Here is a 19,632-nt window from a genome sequence, read left to right on the forward strand (position 1 = left end):
GCCTCCAGCCTCCAGCCTCCAGCCTCCAGCCTCCAGCCTCCAGCCTCCAGTTGGATGGTGGCAGCCGGGGCGCGGATCGCAAAATCGCGAAGGGGGGCGCTCTCGGTGGGTGGTGGTGAGCAGATCAACAGCAAGAGCATCACGCAGGTCCTGCTGTGTTTTGGGGCTGACAGCGAGAGGCGGCGTGGGGTGGTTCGTGCCCGCTGCGTTCGTCGAGTCTGTACGCCCACTGGCGGCTGGCAGCTGAGCGCTGCCCGCTGTCGACCGATCAGTCAGGCTGACGCCCAGGGACGCGCGCGATAAAATATCCTGTTCGTCGTCCAATCAATCTATCGCCTGCCCGAGACATCATGACCGACGCTGCCGAGCCGACCCGCACCAACTTCATCCGCCAGATCGTCGAAGCGGATCTGGCCGCCGGGACCCACGACCGGGTGGTGACCCGTTTCCCGCCCGAGCCCAATGGTTATCTGCACATCGGCCACGCCAAGTCGATTGCGCTCAACTTCGGCTTGGCCGAGTCGCTCGGTGGGCAGTGCAACCTGCGCTTCGACGACACCAATCCGCACAAGGAGAACGTCGAGTTCGTCGAGGCGATCAAGACCGACGTGCGCTGGCTCGGCTTCGAGTGGGGCGGGCAGGCGCGGTTCGCCTCCGACTACTTCGAGCGGCTCTATGGCTTCGCCGTCGAGCTGATCGAGCAGGGGCTGGCCTATGTCTGCGAGCTCGACGCCGAGCAGATGCGCGAGTATCGCGGCACCCTCACCGAGCCCGGTCGCCCGAGCCCGTGGCGCGATCGCCCGGTGGCGGAGAACCTCGAGCTGTTCGCGCGGATGCGCGCCGGTGAGTTCCCCGATGGTTCGCGCACCCTGCGCGCGCGCATCGACATGGCCGCGCCCAACATCAATCTGCGCGACCCGGTGCTCTATCGCATCAAGCACGGGGTGATCCATCACCAGACCGGGGACGCCTGGTGTCTCTACCCGACCTATGACTTCACCCACCCGCTGAGCGATGCCATCGAGGGCGTCACCCACTCGCTCTGCACCCTCGAGTTCGAGGACCACCGTCCGCTCTACGACTGGTGCGTCGAGCACGTTTCGGTGCCGAGCCGGCCGCGTCAGATCGAGTTCAGCCGGCTCAACCTCGAGTACACCGTCACCAGCAAGCGCAAGCTCACCGAGCTGGTCGCCGAGGGGCACGTCGATGGCTGGGACGATCCGCGCATGCCGACCATCGCCGGGCTGCGTCGGCGTGGCTACACCCCGACGGCGCTGCGCGAGTTCTGCGAGCGCATCGGCGTGACCAAGTCGGAGAACCGGGTGGAGATGGCGATGCTCGAGAGCGCCATCCGCGACGATCTCGACGCCCACGCGCCCCGGCGCATGGCGGTGCTGCGCCCGCTCAAGGTGGTGCTGACCAACTACCCCGAGGACGAGGTGCTCAACATCAGCGCGGCCAACCATCCCAAGGACGAGTCGATGGGCAGCCGCGAGATCCCCTTCGGGCGCGAGCTCTATATCGATCGCGCGGACTTCGCCGAGGTCCCGCCGAAGGGCTTCAAGCGGCTGGTGCCGGGCGGTGAGGTGCGGTTGCGCAACGCCTATGTGATCCGTTGCGACGAGGTGGTGAAGGACGCTGCCGGCGAGGTCGTCGAGCTGCGCGCAAGCATCGACCCGGCCACCCTCGGCTGCAAGCCCGAGGGGCGCAAGGTCAAGGGGGTGATCCACTGGGTCGCCGCCGCGCACGCGGTGGCCGCCGAGGTGCGTCTCTACGACCGTCTGTTCCGGGTTGCGATGCCCGGCGCCGAGGGGCAGGATTATCGCAACGACATCAACCCCGACTCGCTCGAGGTGCTGGTCGATTGCATGCTCGAGCCGAGCCTCGGTGGGGCACAGCCGGGCGAGCGCTTCCAGTTCGAGCGTGAGGGCTATTTCGTCGTCGATCCCGATTCGACGGCGCAGCGCCCGGTGTTCAACCGCACCGTGGGGCTGCGTGACAGCTGGGGCAAGGGCAACGGGTGAGTAGACGCGAGACCGACGCAACCGATCCGACGGGTCAGCGCCTCCCGGCACACGAGCGCCTGGTGGCCGATCTCGGCCTGCGCGCCTATGCCGCGCTGTCGCCGCCGGGGTCGGTGCTGCGTCTGTTTCGCCGCGAGGCCGAGCAGGCCTGTGCCATCGCCGCCGGGCTCGACGAGGTGCAGGGGCGGCGTGCGGTGCGCATCCGTCGCGTCGCCGGACTCGAGCCCGGTGGACGTGACTGGTCGGTCTACATGGTGCTCGATCACCTGGTGATGGTGAACACCGCCGTCACCGCGCTGGTCCATGCCCTCTGTGTCAGCCAGGGGCACAGCGTCGAGATCGCACCCGCCGATGTCACCCCGCATCTCGACGCCGGACCCGACCGTATCGATGCGCTGCGCGCGAGCGTCGAGCGCCACGCCGAGGTGATCGAACGCCTCGGCGTGCTCAATGGTCGTGAACCCTATCCCCATCCCTGGTTCGGCCCCCTCAGCGCTCGCCAGTGGCACGCCCTGGCGGCGCTGCACAACCGCATCCATCGCGTGCAGATCCAGCGGATCGCGCGCCGTCTCGACTGATCCCGTCTCAGGAGTCCGATGTCTTCAACCCCCTTCACCGTCGCCGCCGACGCCGCCCCGGCCGACCGGCTCGCTGCCCTGACCCGGTTGCACCACGCGCTCGAGGACTGTCGTCGCTGCCCGGCGATGTTCGGCCCCTCGGTGCACAGCGCCACCCTGATCTCGCCGGTGATGCTGGTCGGTCAGGCGCCGGGTACCCGCGAGATCGAGCAGGGGTTGCCGTTCTGCTGGACCGCGGGCAAGACGCTGTTCCGCTGGCTCGGCTCGATCGGCATGGACGAGCCGGTCTGTCGCGAGCGGCTGCTGATCAGCGCCGTGTGTCGCTGCTTCCCGGGCAAGAACCCCAAGGGCGGGGACCGGGTGCCGGATGGCGAGGAGATCGCGCGTTGCGCCGAGTGGTGGCGCGGCGAGCTGGCGTTGTTGCGGCCACGGCTGATCATCCCGGTGGGCAAGCTCGCCATCGCTCAGTTGATGGACTTCAAGCGGCTCAACGAGGTGGTCGGTCAGCAGTGGCGCTATCGCGACCCGGCCGGGTGGGAGGCGGACATGATCCCGTTGCCGCACTCCTCGGGGGCCTCGACCTGGTTCAAGATGGAGCCGGGCAAGACCCTGCTGGCCGAGGCGCTGGCGCTGATCGAGGCGCACCCGGCGTGGCGCGCGCTGCGCGCCGATCACTCCTTGGTGGTGAAGTAGGGCAGGCTGATCTCCCAGCGGATCGCCGCCAGCCGGAGCAGGAACACCAGGCTGCCGCCGGTGACGGCGGCGATGCTGGGGTTGATCTCCAGTTCGAGCATCGCCAGGAGCACCAGTGCGCCGAGCCAGGAGGCGGTGGCGTAGAGGGTGCCCTGGAACACCAGCGGCTCCTCGTTGCAGAGCACGTCGCGGAGGATGCCGCCGACCACCCCGGTGATCACCCCCATGAAGCTCGCCACCAACCAGGGCGCGTCCCAGGCGAGCGCGGCCTTGGTGCCGGTGACGGTGAACAGCGCCAGTCCGAGCGCGTCGGGGATCAGGAACAGCCGCGCCGGCAGCGAGAACACCCGCGCCAGGAAGAAGGTGAAGAGCGCCGCGCCGAGGGCGACGATCGAATAGGTCTGGTCGGCGATCCAGAACACCGGGCGATCGAGCAGCAGGTCGCGCAGCGAGCCGCCGCCGAGCGCGGCGGCGAGCGCCACCACCACCATGCCGAACAGGTCGAAGCGCTTGCGCCCGGCCTCCAATACCGCGGCGGCGGCCATCATCGCCACCGCGGCGAGGCTGGTGCAGTACATCAGCAGATCGAGCGGGATGTGCAGTTGGGGCATGTCGTCACTGATTCCGTCGCCAGGGGGGCGGGCCGTCTCATTCCGTCGGCTGATCGAACAGCCCGGGCTCGGCGTCGCGGCGCGCGCGCAGGCCGAAGTGGTCGTAGGCGATCTGGGTGGCCATGCGCCCGCGCGGGGTGCGCATCAGGAAGCCCTGCTGAATGAGATAGGGTTCGAGCACGTCCTCGATGGTGCCGCGCTCCTCGCCGATCGCCGCGGCCAGGCTCTCGACCCCGACCGGGCCGCCGTCGAACTTCTCGATCACCGCTTCGAGCAGGCGTCGGTCCATGTGGTCGAAGCCCTGGGCGTCGACCTTGAGCATCTCCAGCGCGCGATCGGCGACGGCGGCGTCGATATGGCCGTCGGCGCGCACCTCGGCATAGTCGCGCACCCGTCGCAGCAGCCGGTTGGCGATGCGCGGGGTGCCGCGCGAGCGGCGCGCGATCTCGCTTGCGCCGGCGGTGTCGGCGGCGATGCCGAGCAGTCGTGCCGAGCGCTCGACGATGGTGGTGAGGTCGGCGGCAGAGTAGTACTCGAGCCGCTGGACGATACCGAAGCGATCGCGCAGCGGTGAGGTCAGCAGCCCGGCGCGGGTGGTGGCGCCGACCAGGGTGAAGGGCGGCAGGTCGAGCTTGATCGAGCGCGCCGCCGGACCCTCGCCGATCATGATGTCGATCTGGTAGTCCTCCATCGCCGGGTAGAGCACCTCCTCGACCACCGGGCTGAGACGGTGGATCTCGTCGACGAAGAGCACGTCGCCCTCCTCGAGGTTGGTGAGCAGCGCGGCCAGATCGCCGGGCTTCTCCAGCACCGGTCCCGAGGTCTGGCGCAGGTTGACCTGCATCTCCTGGGCGATGATGTGGGCGAGCGTGGTCTTGCCGAGACCGGGGGGGCCGAAGATCAGCACGTGATCGAGCGCCTCGGCGCGCGCCCGGGCGGCGCCGATGAAGATCTCCATCTGGTCGCAGACCGCCGGCTGGCCGACATAGTCGGCCAACGTGCGGGGGCGGATGGCGCGATCGAGCGCATTGTCGTCGGTGGCGGCCTGGGGGCTGATGATACGGTCTGGGTCGGTCATGTCGGGCGGCGAGGGGAGACAAGGGAGTTGGTCGGGTGCGCCTATGATAGGGGATGCGGACATCTTCGTGCCGGAGATCGCGCCTCGATCGACGTGCGCGCCAGCGTGACGTATGGTCCCCGCGCAGGCGAGAAGCGGGACGCTTTCTGTGAGCGAATTGAGGAGCAAGCATGCCAAACGAAAACAGTCGACTGCTGCTGGAGATCGACGCCGCGATCCGCGAGATCAACCGCCGCCACATCAATCCGGCGATCTCGGCGCTGACCCTGAGCGATCTCAATCCGGTGATCGAGATGGTGGCGCGTGCGCGCGCGAGCTATCTGCAGGCGCTGTTCGAGATCGCCACCAAGAGTAACGGCGAGCTGCCGGGCAAGGAGGCGGTGGCGCGGCTGCATGCGCTGCGGATGCGCTACGAGGAGCTGGTCAAGGGCATGCAGGCGCTGGAGACGGCGGTCGAGCGCGAGTATCTGGATGTGCGCAAGCGCTGATCCAGGGTCCGCCGCCGGCGCTGGCGTCAGCCGTGGAGTTCGCGCAGGAAGGTCTCGGGCGGCTGCACCTTGAGCGCGCTGCCGGGGAAGTCCTCGGGGTTGGCGGTGATCAGGTAGTCGAGTCCCTGGGCGCGGGCGCACTCGTGGGTCAGGGCATCGTCGAGATAGTCCCAACCGAGCTCCATGGCCGCGTCGACGATGCCGGCGTCGACCGGGGCGATCTCGAAGAGCGCGCGCAGCCGGTCGAGCGCGCCGCGCGCCTGGCGCTGGCCCTGGGTGCGGGAGAGGAAGTCGTGCAGTGCGTCGATCGCGCTGGCGCAGATATAGCCGCGTACGCGTCCATCAGTGACCAGGCCGAAGGCCGCGCGTGCGGGGCCGTTGCGGGAGTCCTCCGCGGCCATGGCCGCGGTCAGCACGGTGACGTCGAAGAGCGCCTTGGGGGTGTCGGACATCGTTCGTTCCCTGTGGTATTCGCCTGTCATGGCCGGCGAGCGGTGGGTATGCCGAGCGGATGCCCGGTGTCGCGGTCCATGCCGGAGCGCCCCGCATCTGTCGATGCGGGGCTATCAATCAGGAAACCCTTATAAGTCAAGACTCATCGGTGTGACAAGCGTCACATTTCGTGGCCGGATGAGTGGTCAGCGCGTCGTCTCCGCCCCGCTCTCCACCGGCAATGGCTCGACCGCCCAGATCCGCTCGGCATATTCGCGGATGGCGCGGTCGGAGGAGAAGCGGCCCATGCGCGCGACGTTGAGGATCGACATCCGCGTCCAGCGTGCGGGGTCGCGGTAGGCGCTGCTGACATGCTCCTGGGCCTCCACATAGGCGCGATAGTCGGCCAGCACCATGAAGGGGTCGTGGTTGACCAGCTGGTCGGTGAGCGGGCGAAACAGGCTGGTGTCGCCGTGCGAGAACAGCCCCGAGTTGATCAGGTCGATATCGGCGCGTAGTTCCGGGTCGTTGCGATAGTACTCCCAGGGGTGGTAACCCTCGGCCTGGCGGTGCGCCACGGTCTCGGCGTCCATGCCGAAGAGGAAGAAGTTGTCCTCGCCGACGGCGCGACGGATCTCGATGTTGGCGCCGTCGAGGGTGCCGATGGTCAGTGCCCCGTTCATCGAGAACTTCATGTTGCCCGTCCCCGAGGCCTCCTTGCCGGCCAGCGAGATCTGCTCGGAGAGGTCGGCGGCGGGGTAGAGTCGCTGACCGTTCTTGACGTTGAAGTCGGGCATGAAGGCGACGCGGATGGTGCCGTTGACCTCGGGGTCGTGGTTGATCACCTCGGCCACGGCGTTGACCAGCTTGATCAGCAGCTTGGCGGCGAAGTAGCCGGGTGCGGCCTTGCCGCCGAAGATGAAGGCGCGCGGCACCAGGTCGTGATCGGGGTCCTGCTTGATGCGCTGGTAGGTGCGGATGATGTGCAGCACGTTGAGGTGCTGGCGCTTGTACTCGTGGATGCGCTTGGCCTGGACGTCGAAGAGCTGCACCGGGTCGAGGTCGACCCCGGTGCGCGCGGCCATCCAGTCGGCCAGATCGCGCTTGGCGGCGGTCTTGATCTCGCGCCAGCGGGCCTGGAAGGTGGGGTCGTCGGCGTATTCCTCGAGTCGGCGCAGCTGCTCGAGGTCGCGCGCCCAGTCGGTGTTGCCGCAGACCTCGCTGATCAGCCGCCCCAGCCGCGGGTTGCTGACCATGATGAAACGTCGCGGCGAGACCCCGTTGGTGACGTTGGTGAAGCGCTCGGGCCAGAGGTCGTGGAAGTCGCGCAGGATGGTGGTGCGCACCAGCTCCGAGTGCAGCTCCGCCACCCCGTTGACCTGATGGCTGCCGACCACCGCGAGGTGCGCCATGCGCACTCGGCGCTCGCCGTCCTCGCCGATCAACGACATCCGCGCCACCCGCGCGTCGTCGGCGAAGAAGCGCACCCGCACCTGATCGAGAAAGCGCTGATTGATCTCGTAGATGATCTCCAGATGGCGCGGCAGCAGCCGTTCGAGCAGTGCCACCGGCCAGGTCTCGAGGGCCTCGGGCAGCAGGGTGTGGTTGGTGTAGCAGAAGGTGCGGTGAGTGATCCCCCAGGCCTGCTCCCAGTCCATCCCGTGCTCGTCGAGCAACAGCCGCATCAGCTCGGCGATGGCCAGCGCCGGGTGGGTGTCGTTGAGCTGGGCGACGAACTTCTGATCGAACTGCTCGATCGGTCCGACGGTGTTGAGGTGCAGCCGGATCATGTCCTGGATCGAGCAGGAGACGAAGAAGTATTGCTGCTTGAGCCGCAACTCCTTGCCCGCCTCGGGCTCGTCGTTGGGGTAGAGGATCTTGGAGATGGTCTCGGCCTCGATCTTGGCGTGCACCGCGCCGTAGTAGTCGCCGATGTTGAAGGCCTGGAAGTCGAGCGACTCGGCCGCCTCCGATTTCCACAGCCGCAACAGGTTCACGTTGTCGGTACCGAAGCCGAGGATCGGGGTGTCGTAGGCGACGCCCTGGATCACCATCGCCGGTACCCAGCGGGTGCGCCACTGGTCATCGGCGTCGCGATAGCGCTCGGTGTGCCCGCCGTAGCAGACCGGGAAGCAGATCTTCGGCCGCGGGATCTCCCAGGGGTTGCCGTTGCGCAGCCAGTTGTCGCTGACCTCGACCTGCCAGCCGTCCTCGATGCGCTGGTCGAAGATGCCGAACTCGTAGCGGATGCCATAGCCGATGGCGGGGATGCGCAGGGTCGCGAGCGAGTCCATGAAGCAGGCGGCCAGCCGCCCCAGCCCACCATTGCCGAGTCCCGGCTCCTCCTCCTCCTCGAGTACCGCGGTGAAGTCGAGTTCGAGTTCCTCGGCCGCCTCGCGCGCCGCCTGGGTGATGCCGAGGTTGATCAGCGTCTTGGCCAGGTGCGGACCGAGCAGGTACTCGGCCGAGAGGTAGCAGACGGTGCGCGCATGGCTCGACTTGAACAGCTGCGCCGAACGCACCCAGCGCTCGAGCAACCGGTCGCGCGCGGTGTAGGCCGCGGCCATGTAGAGGTCATGGGGGGTGGCGACCTCGCGAAAGCGTCCCTGGATGAAGAACAGGTTGTCGATATAGGCCTGTTTCAGCGCCTCCTTCGACATCCCGGTGCGGGTCGGCTCGCGGGGCTCGCAGGGTGACTCGGGTCGTTGCGCCTTGCTCATCGGTGACGCCTCAGTGTGGGGAGAGGGGAGATGCGTCGGGGCGGGGCGCGTGAACGCGCCCCGGTCGGATCAGATCAATAGGGCCAAGTCCAGTCGTCGACCTCGGGCTTGTCGACGCCGTGCTCGAAGGCGTAGTTGCGACACTCGATCTGCATGTCGCGCAGCCGCTCCTTGACGTGGGCGCCGGCCACCTGCAGCCGCGGTACCCGATCGATGGCGTCGATGGCGAGGCTGAAGCGGTCGATCTCGTTGTTGATCGCCAGCTCCAGCGGGGTGTTGATGTTGCCCTTCTCCTTGTAGCCGCGCACGTGCAGGTTCCTGTGGTTGGTGCGACGGTAGGCGAGACGGTGGATCAGCCAGGGATAGCCGTGGAAGTTGAAGATCACCGGCCGATCCTTGGTGAACAGGCTGTCGAAATCGGCGTCGTTGAGCCCGTGGGGGTGTTCGCCGGCCGGTTGCAGACGGAACAGGTCGACGACGTTGATGAAGCGGATGCGGATGTCGGCGAAGTGCTCGCGCAGCAGCGCGGTGGCCGCCAGCGCCTCCTTGGTGGGGATGTCGCCGCAGCCGACCATCACCAGGTCGGGTTCGCCGCCCTGGTCGTTGCTCGCCCACTCCCAGATGCCGATGCCCTTGGTGCAGTGCTTGATGGCCGCGTCCATGTCCAGGTACTGCAGATGGTTCTGCTTGTCGGCGACGATCACGTTGATGTCGTCGCGGCTGCGCAGGCAGTGGTCGACGGTCGAGAGCAGGGTGTTGACGTCCGGGGGCAGGTAGATCCGCGTGACCTCGGGGTTCTTGTTGACCACCACGTCGAGGAAGCCCGGGTCCTGGTGGGTGAAGCCGTTGTGGTCCTGGCGCCAGACGGTGGAGGTGATCAGCAGGTTGAGCGAGGAGACACGGGCGCGCCAGGGGATGTCCTCGCAGATCGACAGCCACTTGGCATGCTGGTTGTACATGCTGTCGATGACGTGGACGAAGGCCTCGTAGGTGGCGAAGAAACCGTGCCGCCCGGTGAGGATATAGCCCTCGTACCAACCCTCGAGGGTGTGCTCCGAGAGCATCTCCAGCACCCGGCCATCGGGTGAGAGTTCACCGCCGTCGGCGTCCTCCTCGCGGTAGTCGCACAGCCACAGCTTCTTGCTCACCTCGTAGATGGCGTCGAGCTTGTTGGAGGTGTTCTCGTCCGGGCCGAAGACACGGAAGTTGTCGGTGTTGCGCGCCATCACGTCGCGCAGCATCGCCCCCAGGGGGCGGGTGTTCATCGCCCGCTCGGTGGCCGGACGGCTGATCGGCTGGGCGTAGTCGCGGAAGTCGGGCAGGCGCAGCGCACGTCGCAGCAGGCCGCCGTTGGCATGGGGGCTGGCGCTCATGCGCATCTCGCCCCGGGGCGCGAGTGCCTTGAGCTCGGGGCGCAGCCGGCCCTGCTCGTCGAACAGCTCCTCGGGTTGGTAGCTGCGCATCCACGCCTCGAGCTGTTCGAGATGGGCGGGATTGCCGTGCATCCCCGAGAGCGGCACCTGATGGGCGCGCCAGAAACCCTCGACGCGCTTGCCGTCGACCGTCTTCGGACCGGTCCAGCCCTTGGGGGTGCGCAGCACGATCATCGGCCAGTGGCAGCGGTTGGCCTGGCCGCTCTCGCGTGCCTGCTGCTGGAAGCCGCGGATCTCGGCGAGGCAGCGATCGAGCGTCTCGGCCATGCGCTGATGCATCTCCATCGGGTCGTCGCCCTCGACGAAGTGCGGGGTCCAGCCGTAGCCGCGCATCAGGTTGCTCAGTTCCTCGTTGGGGATGCGCGAGAGCAGGGTGGGGTTGTTGATCTTGTAGCCGTTGAGATGAAGGATCGGCAGCACCGCGCCGTCGCGGATCGGGTTGAGATACTTGCTCGAGTGCCAGGAGGTGGCCAGCGGTCCGGTCTCGGCCTCGCCGTCGCCGACGGCGACCGCCACCAACAGATCCGGGTTGTCGAAGGCCGCGCCGAAGGCGTGCGAGATCGAGTAGCCGAGCTCGCCGCCCTCGTGGATCGAGCCGGGGGTCTCGGGCGTGCAGTGCGAGCCGATGCCGCCGGGGAAGGAGAACTGCTTGAAGAAGGCGCGCAGACCTTCCTCATCCTCGCTCTTGTTGGGATAGACCTCGGAGTAGGTGCCCTCGAGATAGACCGGGGCGAGCACCCCGGGGGCGCCGTGACCCGGGCCGGCGAGAAAGATGGCGCGCTGGTCGTAGGCATTGATGATGCGGTTGAGATGGACGTACATGAACGACAGTCCGGGACTCGCGCCCCAATGACCGAGCAGGCGCTGCTTGAGATGTTCCTCGCGCAGCGGTTCGCGCAGCAGCGGGTTGTCCCGCAGATAGATCATGCCGACGGCCAGGTAGTTGCAGGCGCGCCAGTAGGCGTCGATCCGCTTCAAAAGCTCTGGGGACAGGTTCGCGTCAGGATGCGCGACGGGGGTGACCATTGCAGACTCCTCAATCGGTGATTGCGTGAGTTCAGGTGATCACGATAGTCGATGGTCGGGGGGAAGGCCAGACAGGATGACCGAGTGGGGGCGGATGGGTGCGTGATGGCGCCATGGCGCCGCGACATCACCGGGCCTCGTCAAGGTCATATGGCAATGCGCTGAATATTAAGTTTTTATGGCATCGCCATTCGGGCGTGTGAGCGGTATCGGCTCGGTCAGTGACGCAGCGGCGAGAGCGCCGTGACCATAAGGGTACGAATACGCGCGCGCGTACGCTCCTGCCAGCAGCGCCACACGTCGGCCATGATCCAGCGCGCCGCCCTGAGCTTGAGTCGGCACAGCGGGCAGTCGGCACGCGAGCGCCGGCGCTGTACGCGCTGGGGGTGCGCCCTGTTCCACTTTGGCGTTTTTCGTATAGGATGGACCAGAGGAGCGGCCGCCGGAGGACGCGATTGATGGATCAATGGAGTCAGTGTCGAGAGGATGGTGCTCGCCGCCAGTGGCTGGGACGCGTGATGTCGCACCACCAGGCTGGCGCAGGCCGGGTTGCTGCGTACGCCCTCCACCCCGGGCAGGGCGCGCAGCGCCTTGACCAGCGCCGTCGCCGCAGCGGGTTCGGCGAGCAGCAGCGGCACGCGCAGCCGCACGCGCCCCGGCACCTGATGACAGATCGAGATCGGGGGCAGCTGCCCCTGGCGTGCTGCGGGTACGGACGGCATCGCTGGTTCCTCCGGGGGATACTCCAACCATCTCCAGACCCTCCGAGTCTAACCGCGCCCCGCTCCCCATGCAAACGTAAATCGTTATTGTTTACGACGGGCGGCTGCGTTAACTTTATTCTCCAGTCGGGACCGTCCGCCGTGGCAGTGCGGTGCCCCCACCGCTGCGGTCTCGATCGAGCGGTCCGTGCATCGCGAGGTCGAGGACGACGATGAGCACCGTCTCGAGTGCGGTGCCGCAACCCATCCATCCAAGCGGAGTCACCATGAGCGAACACAAGTCAGAGGCGCAGGCGCGACCGGATATGCCCGGAGGCGGCCAGGAGGGCGCGCAGGCCTGGCAGGCCGAGGGCTGCGACAGCGCTGCGGGCCAGGGTCCCCAGGCCGCCGGTGCACCCTGGTCGGCGCAGGGCCAGGAGCCTGGCATGGGCATGCACCCCGGCCAACAGCAGGCCCCGCAGCCGGCCTGGGGCGCGCCGCCGCCGGGCGTTGCCGCGGCCCAGCCCCAGGGACCACAGACCGCGCAGGGTGGATATGGGCCTCAGGCCGGTGGCCAGCCGCAATGGATGCCGGGGATGCTGCCGCCGCAGCAGCCGTATCCGGGACAGCCGTACCCGGGGGCGCAGCCGCCGCAGTACGGCTATCAGCCCGGTGGCATGCCGCCTGGGGCCATGCCCTATCAGGGCGCGCCGTACCAGGGTGGGCAGCCCGAGTGGGCCGGTCATGGCGCGGCGCCGGGTGGTTATCCCCCGGGGGCCGGTGCGCACCAGGGGTTCGGTGCCCAGCACGGCGCCGGCGCCGGGGTGGCGGAACTGGTCGATGAGCTGGCCAATGGTGGCAACGGACTCAACAGCCTCTCCAAGCTGATCGACTTCAATGACACCGACTTCTGGAAGGGCGCGCTGCTCGGTGCCGCCGCCGTGTTGGTGTTCACCAACGGCTCGGTCCAGCGCACCCTCTTCGGTGGCGACAAGGGTCAGGGTGGTGGCGAGGAGCAGAAGGCATGAGCCAGCCTCCCGTTTTCTGGCCGGGCACGGCGCCCACGGCCCCGGCGATCAGCAGCGATTGCGGGTCGTTGGTGCGGCTCGCCACCCTCGGAGCGGTGATCGGCGGCAGTCTCGCCGCGGCCCGTCAGGTCGATCGCATCCAGGCCGGCGAGCAGCTTCCCAACCTGGCCCTGGTCGAGACCGGCAAGAGCGCGGTGGCCGCGGGTGTGGCCACCGCTGCGGCCGGCGCCGTGGCCTCCACCGTCGCCGATCAGGGGGCGCTGCGGCTCGGGCTGATGTTCCTGGCCGGGTCGGCGGTCTTCTACGGGCTGCGTCAATGGACCGATGGGGATATGCATGACTGATCAACGTCAACGTCATCAGCACGGGGTCACGAAGAACATCGCCGAGGGCATCGGCGGTTTGATCACCGGCGCGGCACTGGTGATGTTGCTGCGTGGCCTGGTCAAGGCGCGCGGCAACCGGCAACCGGCACCGAACAACGCACGACCGACCACAGGAGACTCGGCATGAGCAATCAATACGGCTATCCAGGGCAGGGCGCCCAGGGCCAACCGGGGGGTGCCCCCCAGGGACAGGCCCAGGGTGGGCAGTATCAGCAGTATCACCAGGGCCAGGGTGCGGCTCTTCCGCCTCAGGGACAGGCCTATTACTACCAGGGCTATCATGCGCCCATGGCGATGCAGCAGCCCCAGTGGAACCCCCAGAACCAGCAGGGCACGCTGGCGACGCTGTCGCGTGACCGCTTCCTCAAGGGGCTGGTGATCGGCGCCGCTGCGACCTATCTGCTCACCAACGAGCAGGTGCAGCGCACGGCGATCAACGGCATGGTACGCGCCTGGGCGATGGTCCAGGGCGGGGTCGAGGAGATCAAGGAGCGTTTCGGCGACGCCGAGGCCGAGCTGCGGCACGCCTCGCAGCGTCAGGATCCCTGAGCGTCACCCTCTCCCCCAGCCCACGTGGGCGGGTGCGTCCGCCCGCCCACGCCCAGTTCAGGACCCTGATCTCGTGACCCCTTCCTTGCCCGCGCTGCGCTATCGCGTCGTTCACCAGCTGCCCGGTCGGTTGCGGCTGCGTCTCCCCGCCCTCGGCGCCCCCGGTTATGCACCGGACACCCTTGAACTCTGGCTCGATGCCCTGCCCGAGGTGCGCGAGGTGCGTACCGGGGTGGCGACGGGTTCGCTGGTGATCGAGTTCACGCCTACGCCCGAGGCGCGGGCTCGCGTCATCGAGCGGCTGCGTGCCTATGTGCCCCATGTCGGTCACGACGCGCTGCCGGTGTCCGCCGGCGAGCCGGACTCGGGGCTGGCGCCGGTGGCGACCTCGTTGTTGGCGCTGGCGCTGCTGCCGCTGTTGCCGCCGGGCTGGCGGTTGGCGCTGGCGGTGACCAGTGCCGCGCCGACGCTGGCGCGCGGGGTCGACACCCTGGTCAACGAAGGGGTCAAGGTCGAGGTGCTCGATGCCGTGGCGGTAGGGCTCTCGGCGGCGCGTGGCGAGGTCTATGCCGCCACCGTCACCGACCTGCTGCTGCGTCTCGGCGCCTATCTCGAGGAGCGCACCGCGCGTCGCTCCGATCGCATGCTGGCGCGGCTGCTGCGCCCGGACCCCGCGCCGGCCTGGGTCGAGCGCGACGGTGAGCTGGTGCGCGTGCCCGGCGATCAGGTCGAGGTCGGCGAGATCGTTCAGGTCGGGCCGGGGGAGCGCATCGCGGTCGACGGTCGGGTGATCGACGGGGTGGCGCTGGTCGATCAGTCGGCGGTCACCGGCGAGGACGTGCCGGTGCGCAAGTCGGTCTACCGACGGGTGATCTGCGGCTCGGTGCTGGTCGAGGGGCGGCTGCGCATCGAGGCCACCCAGGTCGGCGCCGAGACCACCTCGGCGCGGGTGGCGCGCTTCATCGGCGATGCGCTCACCAAGCGCTCGGCCACCCAGAGCGAGGCCGACCGGCTCGCCGATCAGCGCGTGGCGCTGACCCTGGGCACGGGGGCGGCGGTCTATGCCGCCACCCGCGACCTGCGTCGGGTGCAGTCGGTGTTCCTGGTCGATTATGCCTGCGCGCTCAAGCTCGGCACCCCGGTGGCGATCAAGTCGGGGATGGCGCGTGCGGCGGGCAATGGGGTGCTGATGCGTGGTGGCGAGGCGATCGAGCAGCTCGCCGGGGTCGATACGCTGGTGTTCGACAAGACCGGCACCCTGACCCACAGCGAGCTGGCGGTCACCGATGTCGAGGTGCTCGCCACCCACCCGGGTTGCGACGAGTGTGACCTGCTCGCGCTGGTCGCCTCGATCGAGGAGCACGCCTCGCACCCGATCGCCAGCGCCGTGGTCGACGCCGCACAGGCGCGCGGACTCGAGCACATCAGCCACGGCGAGGTCGATTATCTGGTCGCCCACGGGCTCTCGGCCGATGTCGCCGGGGGGCGGATCATGATCGGCAGCCGTCACTATCTCGAAGAGCACGAGGGCATCGACTTCTCGCCCTTCGAACCGCGTATCTCGAGCTTCCACGACGCCGGCAAGATCCTGCTCTTCGTCGCCAACCGCGAGGGCCCGGTCGGGCTGATCGCGCTGCGCGACACGCTGCGCCCCGAGACCCCGGAGACGCTGGCGCGGCTGCGTGCGCTCGGCATCGAGCGGCTGGTGATGATCAGCGGCGACCGCCGCAGCAAGGCCGAGGCGCTCGGTCGCGAGCTCGGTTTCGACGCGGTGCACGCCGAGGTCGCGCCCGAGGACAAGGCGGCGATCCTGATGCGCCTGCAGGATGCCGGGGCCAAGGTCGCCTTCGTCGGCGACGGGGTCAACGACGGTCCGGCGCTCGCTGCCGCCGATGTCGGCATCGCCATGCCGCGCGGTGCCGATATCGCCCGCGCCACGGCCGACATCCTGCTCACCGACGATCGGCTCGATGCGGTGGCCGACGCGCGCGCCCTGGCGCTCAGCACCATGCGATTGATCCGCAACAACTTCCGCGCCGCCGTCGGCATCAACACCGCGATCCTGGTCGGCGCGGCGAGCGGTCGGGTCTCGCCCCTGGCCAGCGCGGTGCTGCACAACGGCACCACCCTGGCGGTGCTGCTCAACGCCCTGCGCGGGGTGGACTTCGATGGTGCCGAGGAGCGTCGTCTCGCGCCGCCGGTCGACGACTGAGAGCGGGGTCAGCCGCGCTGCAGGTGTGCGCGTACCGGCGCGCCGAAGAAGGCCAGCACGGTGAGGTCCTCCTCGATGTCGAAGAAGGCATGGCTGCAGGCGGCATGCACGTACATCAGCGTGCCCTTCTCGACCAGCCGCACGCTGTCGCCGACCCGCAGTTGCGCGCGTCCCTCGAGCACCAGATAGAGCTCGTCCTCCTCATGGGCGCTGGCCATGTCCTTGGAGCCTGCCGGGAGGTGATAGACCGAGCAGGAGAGCGACGGGGTGCGCAGGAATTCCTTGAAGGCGACACCGTTGCGATCGACGCTCGAGACCAGGTCGTCGAGCTGGAAGAGGAGCCAGTCTGCTTCTTTCATGAAATCGTTCTAACGCTCCGCGAGCTTGAGGTGGAAGAGGGCGGGCCGATCCCGCTGATTCGATCGAAAATAGCAAGGTTGTCGGCAAGAAACAAACGCGCACAACCCTTGCTTAATGCCTGATCGAGAACTATTATCGATAACCGTTCGCGTTTGCGATGGCGTCGGGACGACGACACTCCGACAGGCCGTTGCAGGAGCGCAGCGACGACGCGAAACGGCACGGATTCGGTTGTTCCCGGGCCGGTGGGCGCCGGCGACAGGCCAGGCACATCGATGACCTTCCAGCGACGAGAGTACCGAGGGTTCCATGAGTCACTACATCCATCATGTTCCAGGGCGACTGCGTATCCGCTCGGCGGCACTGCGCTGTCGCTCGCTGCTCGACGGCGAGGCGCAGCGTGAGCTGCAGGCGCTCGAGGGGGTGACCGAGGTGCGCTTCAATCCGCGCGCATCGAGCCTGACCCTGCTCTATGATCCGGCACGCATCGGTCGTGCCCAGCTGCTCGAGGCCCTCGAGCGTCATGGCTGTGTCGAGATCGACTCACGCTCCGGTGAGCTGGCGACCAGGGCCGGCACCCTGTTCGGCAAGGCGCTCGTCGGCGCCTTCGTCAACAAGGCGGTGGAGCGCTCGGCCTACAAGCTGGTGAGCGTGCTGCTCTGATCGCCGCCCCCATCCCGTCCCCGCCGGTCTCGCAATAGCGGCGGGGCGGGATGCGGGCGATCGCCTTCGACCCGCGCCATCGCGTCCGGTTCCGGCGCGCCTGACTCAAGGCGCCCGCAGGGGGCGTGCGAGCAGGTCGTCGATCTCGGCATAGGGGATCAGCACCCGCTGTGCGCCGGCGGCATAGGCGGCGACCGCATAGGGCGGGAAGATCACCGTGATCCCATCGGGGCCGGGCAGCAACAGTTGATAGTTCTCCGCCACCGGCGCGGTGCCCTGGTTGACCCAGTCGGCATCGGCACCGAGCAGGTCGCGTCCGGCGAGTGCCGCGCGGCTGAGTCGGGCGAGCCGCGCGAGCCAGTCGCTGTCGGCGCGGAAGAGTTCCGCCGGGTCGAGCGCGCGGGCCTCGGACAGATCCAGCAGCAGCGGCGCGAACAGCGGCATGCCGTGCGCCCCGCCGTAATAGGCATAGCCCTCGAACGCGACGACCTGCAGGGTGTCGGTGCGGTGGCCGGCCTCGCCCTCGAGCGCGAACGACCATGCCGGTCCGAGCGGCGGCTCGGGATCGGCCAGGAGCTCCTCGGTGCTGGCGAGGAAGGCATCGACCTGCTCCTGGACGAATGCACGCACCGCGCGGTTGATCGTCTCCGGCGCCCCGGCGAACACCGGATAACTGGCCTCGAGCTGGTAGTGCGGGCCGGTGCGGGTGAGCCGTGCCCGTGGTGGTGCGAGCGTTTCGATGCGCTGCAGATACTGCGCTCGCAGACAGTCTCGATCCGGGCCGCAGCGGTTGCGCGCGGCGAGCCAGCTGCGCTGGGTCTGGCGCAATGCCTCGCGCTCGGCGGGCGCGAGCCGCTCGCGCGCGGCGCGATAGAGCTCGGCGAGCCGGGCGTCGAGCGCGTCGAGCTCGGCGTCGGCGCAGATGCTGTGCTCGATCGGGGTCGAGGCGCGCTCGCAGTCGAACCCGGCGCCGGCAGCGAGTGTCGGCAGGAGCGCGACACCGAGCAGCGCGGCGGTGCAATGACGCGTCACATCCATTCGATCGTCCTTCATTTCAGTGTGTCGAGCGTCTCGCGCGCCCAGTCGATGGCCTGAATATAGCGGGTCGAGAGCGCCTCGGCGGTGACCGTGAGGTCGTCGGGCAAGGGGGTGTCGGGTTGCTCGAATCCCTCGATGATCTCCAGCGCCAGCCCCATGATCCCCTCATGATTGAACAGGGCCGCGCGCAGCTCCGGTCCCAGTCGCACCTGCTCCACCATCTCCTCGAGCGCGACGCCGAGGAAGCGTTCGACGGCCGAGAGCAGCCCCAGGGTGAAGTAGCGCTGGGGTGCATCACCGGGTGCGAGCACGGGTGCGAGCAACTCGCCCATGCGTGCGCGTATCAGGATCTGCTCGATCGCCACCGGCGAGCCCTGGGTGCGGCGCAGCGTGAGCAGCAGCGCCCAGTGACGAATGGTGTCGCGCCCGAGCACGACGATCGCGTGCTCGACCGATTCGATCGGTTCGCGGCGACGGAAGCGGGGGCTGTTGGCGAGCCTGAGGATCTCCAGGCTGAGCGCCGCGTCGCTGGTGATGCTGCGGTTGATCTCGGCCACCGTGGTATCGGGGCGCTGCAGGGTCTCGATCAGGCGCAGCAGCGCGAGCGCCGCGCCGGCCATGCGCTGCCCCTCGATCACGTTGGGGTAGGAGAGATAGAAACCCTGGAAATAATCGAAGCCCAGCGCCCGGCAGCGGGCGAGCGTGGTCTCGTCCTCGATCTTCTCGGCGATCAGGGTGAGCCCGTGGGCGGCGAGCCGGGCGCACTGCGCCTCGAGCTCCGGTGCCGCGGTGGCGCGGGCGTCGAGCTTGACCAGATCGACGGCCTCGAGCGCGTGCGCCGGCAGCGCGCCCGCGCCCGTGCACTGCAGCGCGACCCTGAAGCCCTGGTCCCTGAGCAGACGGATGGCGGCTAGGGTCTGGGGACCGATCCCGGCGCTGACCGACAATTCGAGTACGGTGCGCTCGGCGGGCAGGGCGGCGATCACCTCGCGCCCGATGAAGCGCGGCGAGAGGTTGATGAAGGCGAGCCGGTCACCGACCAGGTTCTCGACGCCGATGTCGACGAAGACGGTACGCAGCAGCTCGGTGGTGGCGCGGTCGCTGTCGTCGATCGCGGCCCTGTCGGTGTGTCCGGCGCGAAACAGCAGCTCGAAGCCGACGATCCCCGCGCTGGCGTCGAAGATCGGCTGGCGACCGACGAAGACCGGGCGCATGGCGCCCGCGCTCTGGAGCGATGTGGGCATCAGGGCGCCTCGCGCAGCGCGCCGAGCGCGCGCAGCTCGTCCAGGGCGGCGCTGGCCAGTGGACGCAATCGCGCGCGGGCCGCGGCGATCGTCTCGGGCTCGCCGGCGCGCGCGGCCTGTTCGAGCGCGCCGGCCGCGCTGGCCAGCATGGTCGCGCCGATGTTGCCGGCGCTGCCCTTGAGGGCATGGGCCAGCGCCCCGCACTCGCTCGGTGAGGCCTGCTCCAGGCGCTCGAGCTGGACGGGGAGCTGTTGGGCGAAGGCGAGCATGATGGCGTCGAGCTCCTCGTCGAGCAGGTCGCGCAGCTCGGCGATCGTCTCGGGGTCGACATGGTGCATGATGATCACCTCGGGCTTGTGGCTGCTGAC

Annotated in this window: 20 protein-coding genes; 10 read left to right on the plus strand and 10 right to left on the minus strand. The window is 68.5% G+C overall.

Translation table 11 applies throughout. From position 1 onward, the window contains the following. Positions 1–350: 350 nt before the first annotated feature. From EDC29_RS14850 to EDC29_RS14860, 3 genes are all read left to right on the plus strand, one after another. Positions 351–2,024 carry a glutamine--tRNA ligase/YqeY domain fusion protein gene (locus EDC29_RS14850; RefSeq protein WP_123139781.1) on the plus strand — a complete coding sequence of 558 codons (1,674 nt, stop codon included), beginning with the start codon at positions 351–353 and terminating at the stop codon, positions 2,022–2,024. 62 nt (positions 2,025–2,086) lie between these two features. Next, a complete protein-coding gene (locus EDC29_RS14855; protein WP_243695655.1) occupies positions 2,087–2,602 on the plus strand; it encodes a DinB family protein in 516 nt (171 codons plus the stop codon). Positions 2,603–2,620: 18 nt separating this feature from the next. Further along, positions 2,621–3,295, plus strand: coding sequence for a uracil-DNA glycosylase family protein (locus EDC29_RS14860; protein WP_123139779.1), 675 nt, complete (start codon positions 2,621–2,623; stop codon positions 3,293–3,295). Here EDC29_RS14860 and EDC29_RS14865 read toward each other — a convergent pair. Then, positions 3,274–3,906, minus strand: a complete 633-nt coding sequence (locus EDC29_RS14865; RefSeq protein WP_005220290.1) for a trimeric intracellular cation channel family protein — start codon at positions 3,904–3,906, stop codon at positions 3,274–3,276. The genes EDC29_RS14860 and EDC29_RS14865 overlap by 22 nt on opposite strands. A gap of 37 nt (positions 3,907–3,943) precedes the next feature. Further along, complete coding sequence (gene ruvB / locus EDC29_RS14870; protein ID WP_123139778.1) at positions 3,944–4,984, minus strand: Holliday junction branch migration DNA helicase RuvB; 1,041 nt, start codon at positions 4,982–4,984, stop codon at positions 3,944–3,946. Between the two features lie 170 nt (positions 4,985–5,154). Between ruvB and EDC29_RS14875 the strand changes: the two genes are divergently transcribed. Next, positions 5,155–5,472, plus strand: a complete 318-nt coding sequence (locus tag EDC29_RS14875) for a hypothetical protein (protein ID WP_123139777.1) — start codon at positions 5,155–5,157, stop codon at positions 5,470–5,472. A gap of 26 nt (positions 5,473–5,498) precedes the next feature. Here the strand turns inward: EDC29_RS14875 and EDC29_RS14880 are convergent, their stop codons facing one another. From EDC29_RS14880 to EDC29_RS14895, 4 genes are all read right to left on the minus strand, one after another. Further along, positions 5,499–5,924, minus strand: coding sequence for a type II toxin-antitoxin system VapC family toxin (locus EDC29_RS14880; protein WP_123139776.1), 426 nt, complete (start codon positions 5,922–5,924; stop codon positions 5,499–5,501). 186 nt (positions 5,925–6,110) lie between these two features. Beyond that, on the minus strand, positions 6,111–8,624 hold the full coding sequence (locus tag EDC29_RS14885; RefSeq protein WP_132230525.1) for a glycogen/starch/alpha-glucan phosphorylase: 2,514 nt from the start codon (positions 8,622–8,624) through the stop codon (positions 6,111–6,113). A gap of 74 nt (positions 8,625–8,698) precedes the next feature. Continuing rightward, positions 8,699–11,083 (minus strand): phosphoketolase family protein, encoded by a 2,385-nt coding sequence (locus EDC29_RS14890; RefSeq protein ID WP_123139774.1) that lies wholly within the window; start codon positions 11,081–11,083, stop codon positions 8,699–8,701. Between the two features lie 218 nt (positions 11,084–11,301). Beyond that, the gene (locus EDC29_RS14895) at positions 11,302–11,805 is read right to left on the minus strand and encodes an HMA2 domain-containing protein (protein ID WP_132230527.1); all 504 of its coding nucleotides are present in this window, start codon (positions 11,803–11,805) and stop codon (positions 11,302–11,304) included. A gap of 266 nt (positions 11,806–12,071) precedes the next feature. Here EDC29_RS14895 and EDC29_RS14900 point away from each other — a divergent pair, with 266 nt between their 5' ends. From EDC29_RS14900 to EDC29_RS14920, 5 genes are all read left to right on the plus strand, one after another. Beyond that, on the plus strand, positions 12,072–12,812 hold the full coding sequence (locus tag EDC29_RS14900) for a hypothetical protein (protein WP_132230529.1): 741 nt from the start codon (positions 12,072–12,074) through the stop codon (positions 12,810–12,812). Continuing rightward, the gene (locus EDC29_RS14905) at positions 12,809–13,156 is read left to right on the plus strand and encodes a magnetosome protein MamC family protein (RefSeq protein ID WP_132230531.1); all 348 of its coding nucleotides are present in this window, start codon (positions 12,809–12,811) and stop codon (positions 13,154–13,156) included. Before EDC29_RS14900 ends, EDC29_RS14905 begins: the two co-directional genes overlap by 4 nt. Beyond that, positions 13,149–13,325: a hypothetical protein gene (locus EDC29_RS14910; protein WP_062276597.1), complete on the plus strand. Its 177-nt coding sequence runs from the start codon at positions 13,149–13,151 to the stop codon at positions 13,323–13,325. The genes EDC29_RS14905 and EDC29_RS14910 overlap by 8 nt, the downstream gene beginning before the upstream one ends. Further along, positions 13,322–13,747, plus strand: a complete 426-nt coding sequence (locus EDC29_RS14915; RefSeq protein ID WP_123139771.1) for a hypothetical protein — start codon at positions 13,322–13,324, stop codon at positions 13,745–13,747. The genes EDC29_RS14910 and EDC29_RS14915 overlap by 4 nt, the downstream gene beginning before the upstream one ends. 73 nt (positions 13,748–13,820) lie before the next feature. Then, the gene (locus EDC29_RS14920) at positions 13,821–15,959 is read left to right on the plus strand and encodes a heavy metal translocating P-type ATPase (RefSeq protein WP_132230532.1); all 2,139 of its coding nucleotides are present in this window, start codon (positions 13,821–13,823) and stop codon (positions 15,957–15,959) included. An 8-nt stretch (positions 15,960–15,967) separates the two neighbouring features. Here the strand turns inward: EDC29_RS14920 and EDC29_RS14925 are convergent, their stop codons facing one another. Then, entirely contained in the window at positions 15,968–16,318 is a 351-nt protein-coding gene (locus EDC29_RS14925) for a cupin domain-containing protein (protein WP_005220313.1), read from the minus strand. Between the two features lie 310 nt (positions 16,319–16,628). Here EDC29_RS14925 and EDC29_RS14930 point away from each other — a divergent pair, with 310 nt between their 5' ends. Then, entirely contained in the window at positions 16,629–16,982 is a 354-nt protein-coding gene (locus tag EDC29_RS14930) for an HMA2 domain-containing protein (protein ID WP_123139769.1), read from the plus strand. Between the two features lie 105 nt (positions 16,983–17,087). Here the strand turns inward: EDC29_RS14930 and EDC29_RS14935 are convergent, their stop codons facing one another. From EDC29_RS14935 to EDC29_RS14945, 3 genes are read right to left on the minus strand one after another with little or no spacing between them, the layout of a single operon-like run. Further along, on the minus strand, positions 17,088–18,020 hold the full coding sequence (locus EDC29_RS14935; protein WP_165913549.1) for a DUF3298 domain-containing protein: 933 nt from the start codon (positions 18,018–18,020) through the stop codon (positions 17,088–17,090). Between the two features lie 11 nt (positions 18,021–18,031). After that, on the minus strand, positions 18,032–19,264 hold the full coding sequence (locus EDC29_RS14940) for an EAL and HDOD domain-containing protein (protein WP_123142559.1): 1,233 nt from the start codon (positions 19,262–19,264) through the stop codon (positions 18,032–18,034). After that, the gene (locus EDC29_RS14945) at positions 19,264–19,602 is read right to left on the minus strand and encodes an Hpt domain-containing protein (RefSeq protein ID WP_123142562.1); all 339 of its coding nucleotides are present in this window, start codon (positions 19,600–19,602) and stop codon (positions 19,264–19,266) included. Before EDC29_RS14945 ends, EDC29_RS14940 begins: the two co-directional genes overlap by 1 nt. Positions 19,603–19,632 lie beyond the last annotated feature (30 nt).

The organism is Marichromatium gracile, from assembly GCF_004343155.1.
Lineage (GTDB): Bacteria > Pseudomonadota > Gammaproteobacteria > Chromatiales > Chromatiaceae > Marichromatium > Marichromatium gracile.